The sequence below is a fragment of the Rhodoplanes azumiensis genome (genome assembly GCF_042682915.1).
GTDB lineage: Bacteria > Pseudomonadota > Alphaproteobacteria > Rhizobiales > Xanthobacteraceae > Rhodoplanes > Rhodoplanes azumiensis.
Window position 1 is genome coordinate 107,771 of the sequence record NZ_JBHUIW010000010.1, and the last position, 16,325, is coordinate 124,095.

Consider the following 16,325-nt stretch of genomic DNA (forward strand, 5'->3'; position numbering starts at 1 on the left):
GCGACGGGCGCGGGGGAGTTGGGCAGATGGCGGTCTCGAAGGCTCCGACACGGCGCGGCGTGGTGCGGGTGCTCGGGCTCGGCGGCACGGCGCTCGTCACCGGCTGCGCCGGCCTCGATCTCGGCGGCGGCGGGGCCGGCCGCTCGCCCGACGCGCCGCCGCCGGCGCCCTCGCCCACCCCCGGTGTCTCGGCCGAGCCGCTGCCGCCGCCCGGTGCCGGCCCGGGCGCGCCGACGGGAGGTGGCCAGGCCCGTGTCACCCTGATCCTGCCGCTGTCGGCCGGCGGCAATGCGGGGGCGGCCGCGCAGTCGATGAAGAACGCCGCCGAGCTGGCGCTCGCCGAGTTCAACAATCCCGACGTGCTGCTCGACGTGAAGGACGACGCCGGCACGGCGCAGGGCGCGCAAGGAGCCGCCCGCCAGGCGCTGGAGGAGGGCGCGGTCGTGATCCTCGGGCCGCTGTTCGCCCATGCGGTCGGGGCGACCGCGCAGGTGGCGCGCGGAAAAGTGCCGGTGATCGCCTTCTCGACCGACGCCAATGTCGCGTCGCGCGGCGTCTATCTGCTGAGCTTTTTGCCCGAGTCCGACGTCGACCGCATCGTCGAGTACGCCGTCTCGCAGGGCAAGCGATCGATGGCCGCCTTCCTGCCCGACAACCCCTATGGTGGCGTGGTGGAAGCAGCCTTCAAGCAGGCGGTGGCGCGCAAGGGCGGCCGGGTCACGGCGGTCGAGCGCTACAAGCCGGGCGAGGCGGCGCAGGGGCCGGCCCGCCAGGTGGCGGACGTCGCCAGCCGCTCCGACGCGCTGTTTCTCGCCGACTCGGGCGAGGCGCTGCCGCGCGTCGTGCAGGCCCTGCAGGGCGCCGGCGTCGACCCCAAGCGCCTGCAGCTCCTCGGCACCGGCCTGTGGGACGACCAGCGGGTGTTCGCGGATCCGGCGCTCGACGGCGGCTGGTTCGCGGCGCCCGACTCGGCCGGCTTCCGCGGCTTCGCCGGCCGTTACCGCATCCGCTACGGCCAGGATCCGGTGCGCACCGCGACGCTCGCCTACGACGCCGTGGCGCTGGTCGCCGCGCTGTTGAAGTCGCAAGGGGGCGGCCGCATCACCGACGAGATGCTGCTCAACCCGTCCGGCTTCGCCGGCATCGACGGCGTTTTTCGGTTCCGCCAGGACGGCACCAACCAGCGCGGGCTCGCGGTCCTCAAGGTCACCACGGCCGGCGGCGAGGTGGTCTCGGCGGCCCCGCGGAGCTTCGGGTAGGGCGGACGATCGCCTGACCGACTGTTCGAAAGTCCGCACGGCCTGTCCGAACTGACCCCGGTTTTCGCACGTCACCGGGAGGCGTAGCTGTGTCGTGCCCGAAAATAGGAGATCGACCATGGCTGACCTCACCCCCGCCGGCACCTATCGGCTCGGCGACCGCACCGTCGGCCGCCTCGGCTATGGCGCCATGCAGCTCGCCGGGCCCGGCGTGTTCGGCCCGGCCAAGGATCCCGACACGGCCCGCGCCGTGCTGCGCGAGGCGGTGGCGAGCGGCGTGACCCACATCGACACCTCCGACTTCTACGGCCCGCACGTCACCAACATCCTGATCCGCGAGGCGCTGCATCCCTATCCGGACGATCTCGTCATCGTCACCAAGGTCGGGGCGCGGCGCGGCGCCGACGCCTCGTGGAACCCGGCCTTCTCGGCAGCCGAGCTGACCCGGGCCGTCCGCGACAATCTGACGAATCTCGGGCTCGACACGCTCGAGGTGGTCAATCTGCGCGCCATGTTCGATCACGGTCCGGCCGAGGGCTCGCTGGAGGCGCCGCTCACGGTGCTGGCCGAGCTGCGGGAGAAAGGGCTTATCCGCCACATCGGACTGAGCAACGTCACGGCCAAGCAGATCGCCGACGCCCGAAAGATGGTGCCGATCGTCTGCGTGCAGAACCTGTACAACGTGGCGCAGCGCGCCGACGACGCCCTGATCGACGCGCTCGCCCGCGACGGGATCCCCTATGTGCCGTTCTTCCCGCTCGGCGGCTTCACGCCGCTGCAGTCGTCGACGCTCGACACCGTCGCGAAGGAGCTCGCGGCGACGCCCATGCAGGTCGCGCTCGCCTGGCTCTTGCGCCGCGCGCCCAACATCCTGCTGATCCCCGGCACCGCGTCGCTCGCCCATCTGCGCGAGAACCTCGCGGCCGCGACCCTGCATCTGCCGGACGCCGCGATGGCGGCGCTGAACGGGCTCGCCGGCCCGCCCCACTGACGACCTGAGGGGCCGTGCCACGGCCCGGCCCCGTCGCCGCAGGAGGGCCGTGCAGGCTGCGGTTTGGACATCGCGCGCGCGAACGCCTACATAACGGGGCGTTCCGGGGCGTCGCGCCCCGGACGAAACTCCGAAAAATCCGGGCGACGCCCGTAAGAACCGCCCGACGAGACCATGACCCTGTCGCACGACCCGACCCCCGCCCCGTCCTCCGCCACCGCCGCGATCTCTCTGGCACCGTTGGAGAAAACCGCGCTGGAGACCTATGTGGCGCCGGCCAAGCCGTCGCTGGTCGGGATGTCGCGGACGGCCTTGCGCGAGGCGCTGGTCGGCATCGGGGTGCCGGCCGGGCAGGCCAAGATGCGGGTCCAGCAGCTCTGGCAGTGGATCTACGTTCACGGCGCCCGCGACTTCGACGCGATGACCAACGTGTCGAAGGATCTGCGCACGCGGCTGGCGACGCATTTCACCCTGGCGCGGCCCGAGGTGGTGGCCGAACAGGTGTCGACCGACGGCACCCGCAAGTGGCTCTTGCGCCTGCCGGGCGACGGCGCCGCCGGTGCGGAGAGCCGGCCGCACGAGGTCGAGTGCGTCTACATCCCGGAGACCGACCGCGGCACGCTGTGCGTCTCCAGCCAGGTCGGCTGTACGCTCACCTGCGCGTTCTGCCACACCGGCACGCAGCGCCTGGTGCGCAACCTCACGGCCGGCGAGATCGTCGGCCAGGTGCTGGTGGCGAAGGACCGGCTCGGCGACTGGCCGGACGGCGTGCCGCCGGCCGACGGCATCGTGCCGACCGACGGCGGCCGCTTCATCAGCAACATCGTGATGATGGGGATGGGCGAGCCGCTCTACAATTTCGAGGCGGTGCGCGACGCGCTGCTCGTCGTCGCCGACGGCGAGGGCATCGGCATCTCCAAGCGCCGCATCACGCTCTCCACCTCGGGCGTCGTGCCCAACATCGTGCGGGCCGGCGACGAGATCGGCGTGATGCTCGCCGTGTCGCTGCACGCGGTGCGCGACGACATCCGCGACGAGCTGGTGCCGCTGAACCGCAAGTACCCGATCGCGCAGCTGATGGAGGCGTGCCGCAACTATCCGGGCCTGAACAACGCGCGGCGCATCACGTTCGAGTACGTGATGCTGAAGGGCGTCAACGACTCGCTCGCCGACGCGCGCGCCCTGGTGAAGCTCCTCAAGGGTATCCCGGCCAAGATCAACCTGATCCCGTTCAACCCGTGGCCCGGCACCAAATACGAGTGCTCGGACTGGGACCAGATCGAGAAATTCTCCGAGTTCGTGTTCGACGCCGGCTACTCGTCGCCGGTGCGCACGCCGCGCGGCCGCGACATCTTCGCCGCCTGCGGCCAGCTCAAGAGCGCCACGGAAAAGCTCTCGGCGCGCGAGCGCATGGCGCTGCGCGCCATGGCGATGACGGAGTGAGGCTCGTCATTCCGGGGCGCGCGCCGCAGGCGCGTGAACCCGGAATCCAGCCCCACGCTCATGACCGCGCCGCTGGATTCCGGGTTCGCTGCTTCGCAGCGCCCCGGAATGGCCCGGCCAGCGAGGTTGGACCTCGGCTCGAGGTGATCATCTCATGGACGATGTCGGCCGCCTGCTCCTGCGCTTTCTCCTGGTCCCGCTCGGCGCCGTGATCGCGCTCGTGGTCGCGATCGCCGTGGTGGTCGTGGCCAATCTGGGCACCGTCCAGGCCCTCGCCGCCGCCGCGCCGGAGCAGCAAGGCGACTTCTTCTTCGCCTTCGTGAGCGCCGCCCCCGACCTGCTGATGATGCTCGCCGCGACCGCGACCTATGCGCTCGCCGTCGCCACGGTCGGCGTGCTGATCGCCGAGGTTTTCGCGGTGCGCTCGTTCGTCTTCCATGCCGCCAACGGCGGGCTCGCGGCGGCGGTCGGCTGGTCGGCGGCGGCGACCGAAGGCGGCATGCGCATGCTCTCCACGCCGATCAGCCTGGTCGCCGCCGGGATCGCGGCCGGCCTCGCCTACTGGCTGGTCGCCGGCGCGACCTCGGGCTTCTTCAAGCCGTGGCGCAACCGCCCACCCGATCCGCCCGCAGCCGATCGGCCCGCCCCGGAGACGGCGCCGCACTGAACGCCGGAACGCACGCCAGTGCACGCGACGACGCGCGCCCCGCTGCGCGAGGTCTTCGCCCGCCCGTGCTCGGTCTTGTCCCAGCGATACGGGTCGCGGAAGACCTTGATCAGCGCCAGCCAGGCCGCGACCGACAGCAGGATCCAGTGCAACGGCACCAGCGCCAGCACCCAGGCGATGCCGAGAAGGCCGCGGCGCTTCAGCCCGACGAGCCCGAGCAGCAACGAGGCGGCCCAGCCGGCCACGGCGGTGAGGCCGAACAGCCCGGTGAGCGCGATCGTGGCCGGATCACCGAGCGCGAGCCCGCCGCCGCGGACCAGGTTCACGACGAGCGTGGTGGCGAACACCGGGTGGACGAGCGCGGCCAGCACGGTGCCGCCGACCACGAGATGCAGGGTGGCGAAGCCCGCCGGTCCGAGCTCGCCCAGCGCCTTGCGGGGCGCGCGCATGTGGACGACGACGGTCTGGATCCAGCCCTGGAACCAGCGCCGGCGCTGGCGCAGCCAGGGCCCGAGCGTCGCCGGCGCCTCCTCCAGCGTGGTCGACGTGATCACGTCGGTCGAGAATCCGAAGCGGGCGAGCCGCACGCCGAGATCCGCATCCTCGGTCAGGTTGAAGGCGTCCCAGCCGCCGACCGCCCGCAACGCCGCGGTGCGGAAGTGATTCGACGAGCCGCCGAGCGGCAGCGGCAGCCGCAGGGCCGCGAGCACCGGCAGGAAGACATCGAACAGCCCGGCATATTCGGCCGTGAACAGCGCGGTGAGCAGGCTGTCCCGCGTGTTGTCGATGGCGAGGCGGGCCTGCACGCAGGCGAGGCGGTCGCGGCCGCTCGCGAACGCCGCAGCGGCGCGGCGGAGCTGGTCGGGCTCCGGCCGGTCCTCGGCATCGAACACGGCGAGATATTCGCCGCGCGCGAACGGCAGGGCGGCATTGAGCGCCTTCGGTTTCGTGCGCGGACCCGCGAGCGGGACGGTCCGCAGCTCCCATTGGGATCGCAGCCGTTCGGTCGCGAAGGCGCGCCGCGTCGCGGTGTCGTCGGCCTCGAGCGCGACGACGATCTGCAGCTTCTCGGGCGGCCAGTCGAGCCCGTCGAGCGCCGCGACGAGCTGCGGCACGGTCGCAGCCTCGCGATAGAGCGCGACCACGATCGTGTAGACGGGCAGCGTCTCGTCCGCGTCGCGTGACGGGGACGACGGCGGACGCTGCGGCGGGGTCGCCACCGCGAACAGCCGCAGCGCCGTCCAGGCGAGGAACAGCACGGCCAGCACGATGCCGAGCGCGATCGCCGTGCCGCCGGGCCACGCCACGCCGACCAGGATCGCGGCCGCCATCGCGGTCATGACCCGGGCCGCTGCCAGCCGACGCGGCGCCGCCGAGAGACCCGGATGCGCGGTCGCGAGCCCGAAGGCCGCTCGGCGGCCGAGCGCCGTGTCGGCCGCGCGCGCCACGAAGCCGCGCAGACGCGCTTCGGTGGTGAGCCGGATGCCGCGCGGCGCGTCGGCCGAGCCGGCGAGCTCGGCGAGGCGGCGGGCCGCGGCGCCCTGCGGCGCCACCACGATCTCGCGGCGCAGCCCGGTGTCGAGCGGCAGCATCCCTGCCACCGCGGCGTCGATCAGGGCGTCGTCGTCGACCGGCACGGCGTCGCGCGGGGTCTCGTCCAGCGGCTCGAACCGCACGCTGAGATGGCGGGCCAGCGCCCGGACATAGTCGTCGTCGCTCAGGAGGCCGGCGGCGACCAGCACCCGGTCGGCCGTGGTGCCGATCGCGCGGGCGCGCCGCTCGGCGAAGGCGAGATCGCCCGGAGAGAGCCGGTCGCGGACACAGTCGAGCTCCGGGCAGGCGCTGCGGGCGCGACGCAGCGTCGGCCGCGGCGCGGGATTCGCCAACCGCAAGAGCCCGGGGGCGACCGGGGATTCGCCTGACGCGCGCGCCCCCGCCGGGGGGCGCGGCACGATCGCCCCGCCTCGTTCGAGAATCCCCTCCCGCGGTCGCGGGCTGTCGCCGCGATCGAGCATCACGCCTCCGGGCCGGACGGTCCGGCACGCCACTTGAACCGAGTCTGCGACTTCGACTGGACTGCGACTTCGACGCTGCTCCGGCCCGGAACTTCGTCTATAAGGGCGGCCTGCGAGATCTCGCGCGCTCTATCCCCGGACGACCGGATGCGACGACAGACTAGCCCAGGCACGCGGAAGTTGCGACAAGTTGCGCGAGCGTCCGTTCAAAAGCGCGTCAAGATTGCGCTGCTCGCCGGTCTCGTGGCCGGACTGGCCGGACTGACCGGCATCGTCGGCGGTCCCGGCCCGCTCGGGCCGTCCACGGCGCACGCCCAGACCGCCTCGCCGGGCCTGCCGATTCCCGGCTTCTGGGATCCCAAGCGCCGCCCCGAGCGGCCCGACCTGCGTCTCACCCTGATCCGCTTCATGAGCGAGGTCGACTACCCGCCGTTCAACTATGCGGGGCCGGACGGCAACCCGGCGGGGTTCAACATCGATCTCGCCCGCGCCATCTGCGACGAGCTGAAGATCGCCTGCACGATCCAGATGCGCCGTTTCGACACGCTGATCGAGTCGCTCGCCGAGAATCGCGGCGATGCCGCCATCGCGTCGATCGCGGTGACGCCGGAGACCCGCAAGAAGATCGACTTCTCCGATCCTTATTACCGGCCGGTGGCGCGCTTCGCGGCGCGGCGCGGGTCGGGGCTCGACACCGTGCTGCCCGAGCGGGTGGAGGGCAAGACGATCGCGGTGGTCGCCGGCACGGCGCACGAGGCGTATCTCAAGGCGCTGTTCACCGAGGCGGAGCTCAAGCCCTACCCGAGCGCGGAGGACGCCCGCGCGGCCCTGCAGAAGGGCGAGGTCGACCTCCTGTTCGGCGACGGCTACGGCCTCGCCTTCTGGCTCAACGGCGCGGACGCCGCCGGCTGCTGCACCTTCGTCGGCGGGCCGTTCGTCGAGAGCCGCTATTTCGGCGAGGGCGTCGGCATCGCGGTGAAGAAGGGCAACGACCAGCTCCGCCTGGCGATGAACTGGGCGCTGTTCCGCCTGTGGGAGAAGGGCCGCTTCGCCGACCTCTGGCTGAAATACTTTCCGATCAACCCGTTCTGATCAGCGCCGCCGCGATGGCAGGGCGAAGACGTCGACCATGATGCCGGACCGGTCGCGCAGCCGCGCGGGCTCGGGATTGTCCACGACGACCGCGATCGTGTCCGCGTCGGGCAGGTACGAGATGCCCTCCGGATAACCGTGGCCGTCGCCGCCCGGCAGGCGCAGCAGCGGCCGGCAGCGCGTCTCGGCGACGATGCCGCCCCGCGGGTCGCGGCGATGCGCATCCCACTCGAACACCGCCGCGACCCCGTCGAGGGGCATGGTCGGGGCGGCGAGGACAAGGAGCCGGTCGCCCCGGAAGGCGAGATCACGGATACCGAGGCCCTGCAGCGGCAGGGCATGCTTGGCGAACGGCACGCCGGCGACCGGCACGAGGTCGATGCGGCGCGCCGTGCGGTGGATCGCGACGCCGAGTTCCAGCACCAACGACCGGCCGGCGATCACCGGACCGCGCAGGCCGACGAAGACCCGGTCGCCGCGCACCGCCAGCCCCTCGAGGTCGAAGCCGTTCTCCTTTGCCGGGAGGTCGAGGAACGGCGCGAGCTGCGGGTCGGCCGCGGCCAACAGCTCGATCAAGGTGTTGCCGTCGTCGGTGAACGGCAGCCGGGCCGAGGCGCGTGGCCGGAAGCCCGCCTGCGGGTCGTCGGGCGGATCGTCCAGATCGAGACAGCCGAGCAGATGGCGGTTGCGGGTCTTGCGGCGCGAGAGGATCTCGCAGGCGTCGAGATCCTCGCCCTTCTTCGCCGCCTTGTCGGGGTCCGGCTTGCGGATCCGGCAATGCGAGCCGAGCAGCCAGAGCCGCGCGCCGTCGCGGCTGATCCCCTCGAGATCGGCCTCCGTGTTCTTGCCGGTCTGCTTCAGCGCGAAGCTGCGCGCCAGCGGGAAGCGGCGGTGCTGGGCATAGACCTGGCCGCGCCCGGTGCGGGTCAGCACGTCGAGCGACGTCCCCTCGTCGCTCGCCACGAAAACCGTGTCGCCGGCGATCTCGATCCCGGAGAGATTCGCGCGCAGCTCCCGGAGCGCCTTCGCGCCTCCGGCGGCCGACCTGCCGAAGGCGAGCCGAAGCCGATCGACCGGCTTCGCGACCGGAAGCCGGCCGATCGCATCGGCGGTCTTTCGCTTGCGGTGCCTCCGGATGCGCGTCGTCGCCATGTCGCTCCCTCGGCCGCGTTCGGTTGCGCGATCATGCCATACAACCACTACGACCGAGAAGGCCGCGGTTCGAGGCTGTGGGGGCGGATGCGCGGCGCACCGCCGGCATTTTCCGGCAGACGGTTTCCACCTCCCCCGGAAATGCTCTAGACGAGGCGGGCCGGGCTGTCCGCTGCGCCGCCCCGATGCGGCTTGCGCGCCCCGGCCCTGCCGGAGACCAAGCATGTCCGATTCCGCCGCCGCCGATCTCGATCCCGCCGCCCTGCGGGCGCTCGCCGAATCCTCCACGGCCTGGCCGTTCGAGGAGGCGAGGAAAATCGTCGCGCGGCTGAAGCAGCACCCGAAGGACGAGGTGCTGTTCGAGACCGGCTACGGCCCGTCCGGCCTGCCGCATATCGGCACGTTCGGCGAGGTGGCGCGCACCACCATGGTGCGCCACGCCTTCCGGGTGTTGACCGACGACAAGATCAAGACCCGGCTGATCGCCTTCTCGGACGACATGGACGGGCTGCGCAAGGTGCCCGACAACATCCCCGACAAGGAGCTCGTCGCGGCGCATCTCGGCAAGCCGCTGACCCGGGTGCCCGACCCGTTCGGCACGCATCCGAGCTTCGGCGAGCACAACAACGCGCGGCTGCGCGCCTTCCTCGACGCCTTCGGCTTCGACTACGAGTTCGCGTCGTCGACCGAGTACTACAAGTCCGGCCGCTTCGACGCGACGCTGCTGAAAATGCTCGAGCACTACGACGCCGTGATGGAGATCATCCTGCCGACGCTGGGGCCGGAGCGGCGCGCCACCTACTCGCCGTTCCTCCCCGTCGACATCCGCACCGGCATGGTCCTGCAGGTGCCGATGGTCGCCCGCGACGCCAAGCGCGGCACCGTCACGTACGAGCACCCGGACACGGGCGAGCGCGTCACCACCTCGGTGACGAAGGGCATGGTGAAGTGCCAGTGGAAGGCCGACTGGGCGATGCGCTGGACCGCGCTCCGCATCGACTACGAGATGGCCGGCAAGGATCTGATCGACTCGGTCAAGCTCTCCGGCGAAATCTGCCGCGTTCTCGGCGGGCGGCCGCCCGAGGGCTTCACCTACGAACTGTTCCTCGACGACAAGGGCCAGAAGATCTCGAAGTCGAAGGGCAACGGCCTCACCATCGACGAGTGGCTGCGCTATGCGAGCCCGGAGAGCCTGTCGCTGTTCATGTATCGCGAGCCGAAGGCGGCGAAGCGGCTGTACTTCGACGTGATCCCGCGCAATGTCGACGAGTACGCTCAGTTCCTCGACGGCTACAAGCGGCAGGACGGCAAGCAGCGCCTGACGAATCCGGTGTGGCACATCCATGCCGGCACACCGCCCGACACGAGCGTGCCGCTCTCGTTCACGATGCTCTTGAACCTCGTCTCCGCCTCGAACGCCGAGAACGCCGAGACGCTGTGGGGCTTCATCGGCCGCTACTGGCCGGGCGTGACGCCGCAGTCGCACCCGCGCCTGCAGCGCGAGGTCGAGTACGCGATCCATTATTTTCGCGATTTCGTCCTGCCCGCGAAAAAGTTCCGGGAGCCGAGCGACGGCGAGCGCGCGGCCCTGATGGATCTGCGCGACGCGCTCTCTCAGCTCCCCGACGACGCCACCGCCGAGGCGATCCAGGAGGTCGTCTACGAGGTCGGCCGAAGGCCGCCCTTCCTGGACGAGAAGAAGAAGGGCAAGGACGGCAAGCCGGGCGTCTCGCTCGACTGGTTCAACCTGCTCTATCAGGTGCTGCTCGGCCAGGAGAAGGGCCCGCGCTTCGGCTCGTTCGTGGCCATCTACGGGCTGAAGAACACCATCGACATGATCGACGGCGCATTGGCACGCTCGGCTTGATATGACAGGCTCGTCATGGCCGGGCTCGTCCCCGAAGTCCCAGCGTTTGGAGCGAAGGCACTGCCACTCGGTGGTCGTCGTCCGCGCAGGCGAGGGCTTTGCATTATTCTGTCATTCCGGGGCGGCGCGCAGCGCCGAACCCGGAATCCAACCCAGAATGCCGAGTTTGCTGCTGGATTCCGGGTTCGCGCCTTCGGCGCGCCCCGGAATGACCATTCTGCAAAGCCCTCGCGCAGGCGGACGACCCAGTATTCACCGGCGTTCGTCGTTTCAGTCGGAGCGCTGCGCCGTACTGGGTGCTCCGCCTTCGCGGAGCATGACGACGGAGAGGCTTCGAACCTGAATTCGGCGCCTATGGGGCGCGTCGCGGGTATGACGGCTCCGAGTTGCTGATCACATGACCCTCGCCGCCTACGCGCTGATCGGCGTCACCATCGTCGGCTCGTCCTTCGTCTCCGGCATCTTCGGGATGGCGGGCGGCATGATCCTGCTCGGCGTGCTGCTGACGCTCTACGACGTCGCCACCGCCATGGTGCTGTTCTCGATCATCCAGTTCGCGGCGAACGGCTGGCGCGCCACGATGTGGCGGGCGCATGTGCGCTGGCCGATCTTCTGGTGGTACGCGGGCGGCGCGCTCTTGGCCTTCGCGGCGATGCGGCTCGTCGCCTTCATCCCCGACAAGGCGACCGTCTATCTGGCGCTCGGCATCATGCCGTTCCTGGTCGAGATGCTGCCCAAAAATTGGCGGCCCAACATCGAGTGGCGCGGCATGCCGTTCCTGGCCGGCCTGCTGACGACGATCGTGCAGCTTTTGTCAGGCGTCGGCGGGCTGTTTCTCGACATGTTCTTCCAGAAGAGCATGATCGACCGCAAGACCACGGTCGCCACCAAGGCGGTGAGCCAGACCTTCAGCCACGTGCTGCGGGCGACCTACTTCGCCTCTTTCGCGGGCGCCGCCAGGATCGACCCGTTGTGGGCGCTGGCGCCCGCCTTCCTGCTCAGCATCGCCGGCACGTCGCTCGCCGTGCTGGTGCTCGAGCGGATGACCGACCACGGGTTCCGCAAGTGGACCCGCTGGATCATTCTCGCCATCGGGGTCGTCTATCTGGCCCGCGGCAGCGCGCTGGTGATCGGCGGCTGATTCTTCGCACAAATCTCACGAAGCCTTCTGCCCCTCGCTCCGTCATGCCCACGCTCGTCGCGGGCATCCACGACCTTCGAGGCATCGCCAGCACAAGACCGTGGATGGCCGGGACGAGCCCGGCCATGACGGACCGTGAGAGCTGCGGAGCAAGAAGGCGTGTCGCAGGCCGTTGGCGCCATGAGCGGACACGGCGCGCGGTGCGGCGCCGCGGCCACACCCGTCCGGTCCAGTGTAAACGGCATGTAAAGCCCCCTGGCGCGGCGGGCTAGGGCTCGCCTAGTCTTCCGGTGGGGGACACGGATCGGCTTCGCAGGGGTTTTGCGGCGTTATGCGTACCGTGGCGATTCTGGTTGTGGTCGGCCTGGGTCTCGGGCTCGCCGGCTGTTCGAAATGCGATATCCCGACCTGGGGCTACGCGGCCTGCCGCGGTGGCCCGCCGGTGCAATGAGTCCTGTCGTCCAGCCCGCCGTGACGCGGCCCGGAGTCCCGGCTCGCGATGCCGCGCGCGGCATCGCGTCCGGAACACGGAGGCTTCGGGGTTTCGCGCCAGCTCACCCGCCGCGAAGAACGAACCGCCGGTTCAGCTTCTGCACGGGGCGCGCGTTCATCGCATAGAGCTTGGCGAAGGCGGCGACGTCGGCGGCCGCGACTTCGACCGGCTCGGCCATCAGGAGCCACTCGACCGTCTCGCTGCACGGCGGCGTCGTCAGCGAGCCGGTGTAGCGATAGTAGCCGCGGCCCTTCGGCAGGAAGGCGTTGGGATCCATCCCCGGCGCGCTCGCGTTCTTCCACGGCCAGGATCCGGACACCGGCACGGGCGGTCCCTCGTGCTGCGGCATGGCGGCGACGACCTGCGAGAAGGCCGCGTTGCCGGCCCCTTCGGTCATCAGCACGCCGACCACGGCGAGCCCGCCGGCGTCGTTCCGATGGACGAAGTGCACCTCCATCGGGAACGCCTTGCCGCCGACCGTGTGCTCGCTCGGCCGGTGGAAGTGATACTGCAAGAGCGTGTAGGACTTGCCGTCGAGCGTCAGGGTCGAGCCGGCCGGGACGTTCACCTGGATGGTGTGGCCGTTGTTGACGATCGCGGCGACGTCGGGCCCCCATTTGATGTCGAGCGGCGACAGCTCGGCCCGAATCGTGTGGTCGATGTCGATCGGCGACTGCTGCGACCCGACCGAGCAGACCTTGCTGGCGGCGTCGAGGTCGCCCCAATGCGACGGGCCGCCGGCGCCCTCGTAGCCCCAGTGGGCGTGCCCGGTCTCGGCCGCGAAGCCGGAGGGCGCGCAGAGCGGGCAGAGCGCGAGGCCCGCGAGGGCCTTGAGGGTGTGACGCCGATCGAGCTTCATGAGGCCTCCGTGCAAGTGCAGTGCAAGTGCGGTGCGGGCACGCGGGCGGGCACGCGAGCGGGCCCGTGCCGGGCGCGCCCGAATCGCTCGCTTGGTGCTGACGGCTCGCTCTTACCGGGCGTGCGACGACGGTCGCAAGACACCACGCCGTGAGGCGCAGGGCACGCTCGAAAACCGCGGCTGGTCACACCGAGACCTTCGGCCGGGACGGTCTACGGTCTACTGGCTCGCCCAGACGATGCGGGCGACCCACAGGACGTCCTCGGCGGCGAGGACGCGGTCCTGGTGCTCGGGATTGAGCGAGCGCAGCTCGAGCGTCTTCGCGGTCTTGCGACGCAGCTCCTTGGCCATCACCTCGCCGTCGCGGGTCTTCACCACGACGCGGTCGCCGCGCCGGATCGGCGCCAGCGGCGAGACGATGATCACGGTGCCGTCCCGGTAGGCTGGCTGCATCGAGTCGCCCGAGATCTCGAGCGCATAGGCATGCTCGTCCTCGACGGCCGGGAACGGGATCTCGTCCCAGCCCTTGCCGACCGGGAAGCCGCCGTCGTCGAAATAGCCGCCCGTGCCCGCTTCGGCGAAGCCGATCAGCGGCACGGCCTGCTCGGCATTGCTGCCGTCCTCGGTGATCAGCCGGACGAACTCGTCGATCGTCACGCCGGTGGCGGCGAGCGACTTCGCCACCGACTCGGTCGACGGCCAGCGGGCGCGCCCGTCCGGGGTGATGCGCTTCGACTTGTTGAAGGTGGTCGGATCGAGGCCGGCGCGCTTGGCGAGCCCGGACGCGGACAGGCCGGCGCGCGCCGCCAGCCGGTCGATCGCCGTCCAGATCTGGGCATGGGTCAGCATTGGACCTCCTGCGGAACGCCGGGGCCACGATGGATTCGGATCAGTATAGGAATTTTAGCCTGGGTCTGCCAAGCGGAATGCGCCGACACCGACCGCAGGGCTGCTCGGCGCCCACCCGGCGGGCGCGCCGATGCCCGCGAGGCCGGTCGTCGCGCCTCAGCGCCCGCCCTTGCCGAGCCGGATGACCAGCCAGATCGGGATCACCAGCACGGCGCCGAGCAGGAAGTAGCGCCACAGCCAGACGATCGCATCGAAGCCCATGTCCCAGACGCTGCGCACGAGGCGCTCGATCGAATGGATGATGTTGAGCGGATCGAGGCCGACCGCGGAGAGCACGACCCCGACCAGGATCGACAGGAGGACGAGCCGCGCCGCGACGGCGCCGGGCGAGCCGCCGAGAAAGCGTTCGAGGCTGCCTGTCCGTTGCTGCATGCCGGTCCCGTCGGTTCCGTTCGCGTAATGGATCGGCCGCCGTTCCGGATCCCGCATCGTCATGCCGTGTCCCTGGATGTGCCACCGTCCGGCCGGCACCATAGCACAGACGATGGCGGCAGCGGGGCCAGCGTGCAGGCTCTCGCAGGCGGAACCGTGGCCGCCCGAACGCAACCGTGCTCCCGCCGTTATTTGTAAGCCGTGCCGCGCTGGCGTGAGCCGCGGCTCCCGCGTTCCCGCCCCGCGTGGGGGCCAGCCGATGAGCGCTCGGGCCGGGGGCTCGGCCACCTAACCGTACAGCGGCGTGCCGGGGACGAAGGCGTCGAAGGCGGCCCAGAACAGCTTTCGCAGCGGCTCCTGCTCCATCATCAGGTCGTGCAGGGCGCCCGGGATCACCAAGTGCGAGCCGGCCCGCAGGTTGAATCCGAAGCGCTCGATCGCCGCGGTCGAGATCATCGTGTCGTGGCCGCCGGCGATCAGCAGCATCGGCTGGCGCAGCCGGGCCGCATATTGCGGCCGCTGCATCGCCGTCATGGTGCGGAAGGCGGCGTCGGTCCAGGCGATCGTCGGGGCGGCGACCGCGAGGGCGGGCTCTGCCTCGAGCACGGCCGCCGTGCGGGCGAAGCGGATCGGGTCGGAGGTCAGCGGATTGTCGGCGAACGGCTCGGCCGCGGCCGCCTGCCGGCCGCCGCCCGGTGCGGCGAGGCGGCCGAAGCCGAGCAGGCGCAGCGAGCGAGCGAAGGCCGGCCCGGCGCCGAACAGCGGCCGTCGCGCCAGCCCGATCATCGGCGAGGCCAGCACCATGCGGTCGAACCAGCGATGCCCGCGCGCCGCCGACTCGATCAGCACGGTCGCGCCCATGCCCTGGCCGAGCGCGAAGAAGGGCGGCGGGCAGTCCGGCAGGACCACCTGCTTCACGAAGGTCTCGAGGTCGATCAGATAGTCCGAGAAGCGGCGCGCATGGCCTTTGCGGGTGTCGCGCACGACGCGTTGCGACAGGCCCTGGCCGCGGAAGTCGATGGTCGCCACCGCGAAGCCGCGGCTGCGCAGGTCGTGCACCACCTCGAAATACTTCTCGATGAACTCGGCCCGGCCCTGGAACAGGCAGACCGTGCCCTTGCGGCCCGGCGGCGGCGCGAAGCGGGCGTAGCGCAGCGTCACCCCGTCCGGGGTCGCGATGGCGCCGACGGCCGCGTCGGAGGGGGCCGGATTGGCCGGAATGGACACGAGCTTCACGGCGGGGACTTTCGTCGCGAGGGGCCGGGCGGACGGCCGCTTATAGCAGGCCGGGCCGCTCGCTCAACCGGCGCGCCGGGCTCTCCGGCGCGGTGTCGCCGAACCGTGTCGGCGGTCGCCGCGCGCCCTCGCCGGGGGTCTTGAAGCCGGTTTCGAGCCTCCCATATCACCAGTGGCGCCGGCCATCCGGCGGCGCTCGAACGGGTCCGGCCAGCAGGCGGACCGTTTCGCGACAGCTCATCGCTCCTAGGAGGATATGCTATGCGCACGACTTTCGATCTCACGCCCCTCTACCGCTCGACCGTCGGCTTCGACCGGCTGTTCTCGATGCTGGACCAGGTGGCCGGCTACGACGGCTCGGGCCAGGGCTCCAGCTACCCGCCCTACAACATCGAGCGGACCGGCGAGAACGCCTATCGCATCACGCTCGCCGTCGCCGGCTTCGCGGCCGCCGACCTCGCCATCGAGGCGAAGGAGAACACCCTGACGGTGCGCGGTGAGAAGCCGGCCGCCAAGCCGGAGGAGAAGAAGGGCGAGGTTCTCTACCAGGGCATCGCGGCCCGCGCCTTCGAGCGCGCGTTCCAGCTCGCGGACTTCGTCGAGGTGCGTGGCGCCTCGCTGGAGAACGGGCTTCTGCACATCGACCTGGTCCGGGAGATTCCGGAGAAGATGAAGCCGCGCCAGATCGCCATCGGCACCACGTCGGGGGCCGGAAAGGTGATCGACGCCAGGGCGGCGTGACGGATCCCGGCGTGACGATCCCGGTGTGACGGCTTGGGCCTGTCCGACCGCGGTCGCCCGTCGCCTCCGAAAAGGCCCGCGAGGAGCG

Annotated in this window: 14 protein-coding genes; 8 read left to right on the forward strand and 6 right to left on the reverse strand. The window is 70.9% G+C overall.

Annotated features, from left to right (window positions below; genetic code table 11):
• The first annotated feature begins 26 nt into the window (after nucleotides 1-26).
• From ACFSOX_RS10820 to ACFSOX_RS10835, 4 genes are all read left to right on the forward strand, one after another.
• Complete coding sequence (locus ACFSOX_RS10820) at nucleotides 27-1,259, forward strand: penicillin-binding protein activator (RefSeq protein WP_378477819.1); 1,233 nt, start codon at nucleotides 27-29, stop codon at nucleotides 1,257-1,259.
• Nucleotides 1,260-1,377: 118 nt separating this feature from the next.
• The gene (locus ACFSOX_RS10825; RefSeq protein WP_378477820.1) at nucleotides 1,378-2,250 is read left to right on the forward strand and encodes an aldo/keto reductase family oxidoreductase; all 873 of its coding nucleotides are present in this window, start codon (nucleotides 1,378-1,380) and stop codon (nucleotides 2,248-2,250) included.
• A 174-nt stretch (nucleotides 2,251-2,424) separates the two neighbouring features.
• Nucleotides 2,425-3,693: a dual-specificity RNA methyltransferase RlmN gene (gene rlmN / locus ACFSOX_RS10830; protein ID WP_378477821.1), complete on the forward strand. Its 1,269-nt coding sequence runs from the start codon at nucleotides 2,425-2,427 to the stop codon at nucleotides 3,691-3,693.
• 154 nt (nucleotides 3,694-3,847) lie between these two features.
• On the forward strand, nucleotides 3,848-4,360 hold the full coding sequence (locus tag ACFSOX_RS10835) for a hypothetical protein (protein ID WP_378477822.1): 513 nt from the start codon (nucleotides 3,848-3,850) through the stop codon (nucleotides 4,358-4,360).
• Here ACFSOX_RS10835 and ACFSOX_RS10840 read toward each other — a convergent pair.
• Nucleotides 4,252-6,246 carry a glycosyltransferase family 2 protein gene (locus tag ACFSOX_RS10840; protein ID WP_378477823.1) on the reverse strand — a complete coding sequence of 665 codons (1,995 nt, stop codon included), beginning with the start codon at nucleotides 6,244-6,246 and terminating at the stop codon, nucleotides 4,252-4,254. The two genes, ACFSOX_RS10835 and ACFSOX_RS10840, sit on opposite strands and share 109 nt — an antisense overlap.
• Nucleotides 6,247-6,522: 276 nt before the next feature.
• Between ACFSOX_RS10840 and ACFSOX_RS10845 the strand changes: the two genes are divergently transcribed.
• Nucleotides 6,523-7,467, forward strand: coding sequence for a transporter substrate-binding domain-containing protein (locus ACFSOX_RS10845; RefSeq protein WP_378477824.1), 945 nt, complete (start codon nucleotides 6,523-6,525; stop codon nucleotides 7,465-7,467).
• Here ACFSOX_RS10845 and ACFSOX_RS10850 read toward each other — a convergent pair whose 3' ends face one another.
• Nucleotides 7,468-8,619: a DUF3616 domain-containing protein gene (locus tag ACFSOX_RS10850; RefSeq protein WP_378477825.1), complete on the reverse strand. Its 1,152-nt coding sequence runs from the start codon at nucleotides 8,617-8,619 to the stop codon at nucleotides 7,468-7,470.
• A gap of 223 nt (nucleotides 8,620-8,842) precedes the next feature.
• Between ACFSOX_RS10850 and ACFSOX_RS10855 the strand changes: the two genes are divergently transcribed.
• The gene (locus ACFSOX_RS10855) at nucleotides 8,843-10,486 is read left to right on the forward strand and encodes a lysine--tRNA ligase (RefSeq protein ID WP_378477826.1); all 1,644 of its coding nucleotides are present in this window, start codon (nucleotides 8,843-8,845) and stop codon (nucleotides 10,484-10,486) included.
• Nucleotides 10,487-10,883: 397 nt separating this feature from the next.
• A complete protein-coding gene (locus tag ACFSOX_RS10860) occupies nucleotides 10,884-11,627 on the forward strand; it encodes a TSUP family transporter (RefSeq protein ID WP_378477827.1) in 744 nt (247 codons plus the stop codon).
• Between the two features lie 554 nt (nucleotides 11,628-12,181).
• On the opposite strand, the gene ACFSOX_RS10865 is transcribed toward ACFSOX_RS10860, so the two are convergent.
• The 4 genes from ACFSOX_RS10865 to ACFSOX_RS10880 all read right to left on the reverse strand — a co-directional run bounded on the left by ACFSOX_RS10865 (nucleotide 12,182) and on the right by ACFSOX_RS10880 (nucleotide 15,496).
• A complete protein-coding gene (locus ACFSOX_RS10865) occupies nucleotides 12,182-12,979 on the reverse strand; it encodes a carbonic anhydrase (protein WP_378477828.1) in 798 nt (265 codons plus the stop codon).
• A gap of 219 nt (nucleotides 12,980-13,198) precedes the next feature.
• Nucleotides 13,199-13,828, reverse strand: a complete 630-nt coding sequence (locus ACFSOX_RS10870; protein WP_378477829.1) for a S24 family peptidase — start codon at nucleotides 13,826-13,828, stop codon at nucleotides 13,199-13,201.
• Between the two features lie 156 nt (nucleotides 13,829-13,984).
• On the reverse strand, nucleotides 13,985-14,260 hold the full coding sequence (locus ACFSOX_RS10875) for a DUF6460 domain-containing protein (protein ID WP_378477830.1): 276 nt from the start codon (nucleotides 14,258-14,260) through the stop codon (nucleotides 13,985-13,987).
• A 288-nt stretch (nucleotides 14,261-14,548) separates the two neighbouring features.
• Nucleotides 14,549-15,496 carry an alpha/beta hydrolase gene (locus ACFSOX_RS10880; protein WP_378477831.1) on the reverse strand — a complete coding sequence of 316 codons (948 nt, stop codon included), beginning with the start codon at nucleotides 15,494-15,496 and terminating at the stop codon, nucleotides 14,549-14,551.
• A gap of 261 nt (nucleotides 15,497-15,757) precedes the next feature.
• On the opposite strand from ACFSOX_RS10880, the gene ACFSOX_RS10885 reads away from it, so the two are divergent.
• Nucleotides 15,758-16,237: an Hsp20 family protein gene (locus ACFSOX_RS10885; RefSeq protein ID WP_378477832.1), complete on the forward strand. Its 480-nt coding sequence runs from the start codon at nucleotides 15,758-15,760 to the stop codon at nucleotides 16,235-16,237.
• The last annotated feature ends 88 nt before the right edge of the window (nucleotides 16,238-16,325 follow it).

What these genes read in the sequence shown, in the direction of transcription:
- ACFSOX_RS10820 (WP_378477819.1), top strand. Translation starts at nt 27, where the DNA reads ATGGCGGTCTCGAAGGCTCCGACACGGCGCGGCGTGGTGCGGGTGCTC.
- ACFSOX_RS10825 (WP_378477820.1), top strand. Translation starts at nt 1,378, where the DNA reads ATGGCTGACCTCACCCCCGCCGGCACCTATCGGCTCGGCGACCGCACC.
- rlmN (WP_378477821.1), top strand. Translation starts at nt 2,425, where the DNA reads ATGACCCTGTCGCACGACCCGACCCCCGCCCCGTCCTCCGCCACCGCC.
- ACFSOX_RS10835 (WP_378477822.1), top strand. Translation starts at nt 3,848, where the DNA reads ATGGACGATGTCGGCCGCCTGCTCCTGCGCTTTCTCCTGGTCCCGCTC.
- ACFSOX_RS10845 (WP_378477824.1), top strand. Translation starts at nt 6,523, where the DNA reads ATGCGACGACAGACTAGCCCAGGCACGCGGAAGTTGCGACAAGTTGCG.
- ACFSOX_RS10850 (WP_378477825.1), bottom strand. Translation starts at nt 8,619, where the DNA reads ATGGCGACGACGCGCATCCGGAGGCACCGCAAGCGAAAGACCGCCGAT.
- ACFSOX_RS10855 (WP_378477826.1), top strand. Translation starts at nt 8,843, where the DNA reads ATGTCCGATTCCGCCGCCGCCGATCTCGATCCCGCCGCCCTGCGGGCG.
- ACFSOX_RS10860 (WP_378477827.1), top strand. Translation starts at nt 10,884, where the DNA reads ATGACCCTCGCCGCCTACGCGCTGATCGGCGTCACCATCGTCGGCTCG.
- ACFSOX_RS10865 (WP_378477828.1), bottom strand. Translation starts at nt 12,979, where the DNA reads ATGAAGCTCGATCGGCGTCACACCCTCAAGGCCCTCGCGGGCCTCGCG.
- ACFSOX_RS10870 (WP_378477829.1), bottom strand. Translation starts at nt 13,828, where the DNA reads ATGCTGACCCATGCCCAGATCTGGACGGCGATCGACCGGCTGGCGGCG.
- ACFSOX_RS10875 (WP_378477830.1), bottom strand. Translation starts at nt 14,260, where the DNA reads ATGCAGCAACGGACAGGCAGCCTCGAACGCTTTCTCGGCGGCTCGCCC.
- ACFSOX_RS10885 (WP_378477832.1), top strand. Translation starts at nt 15,758, where the DNA reads ATGCGCACGACTTTCGATCTCACGCCCCTCTACCGCTCGACCGTCGGC.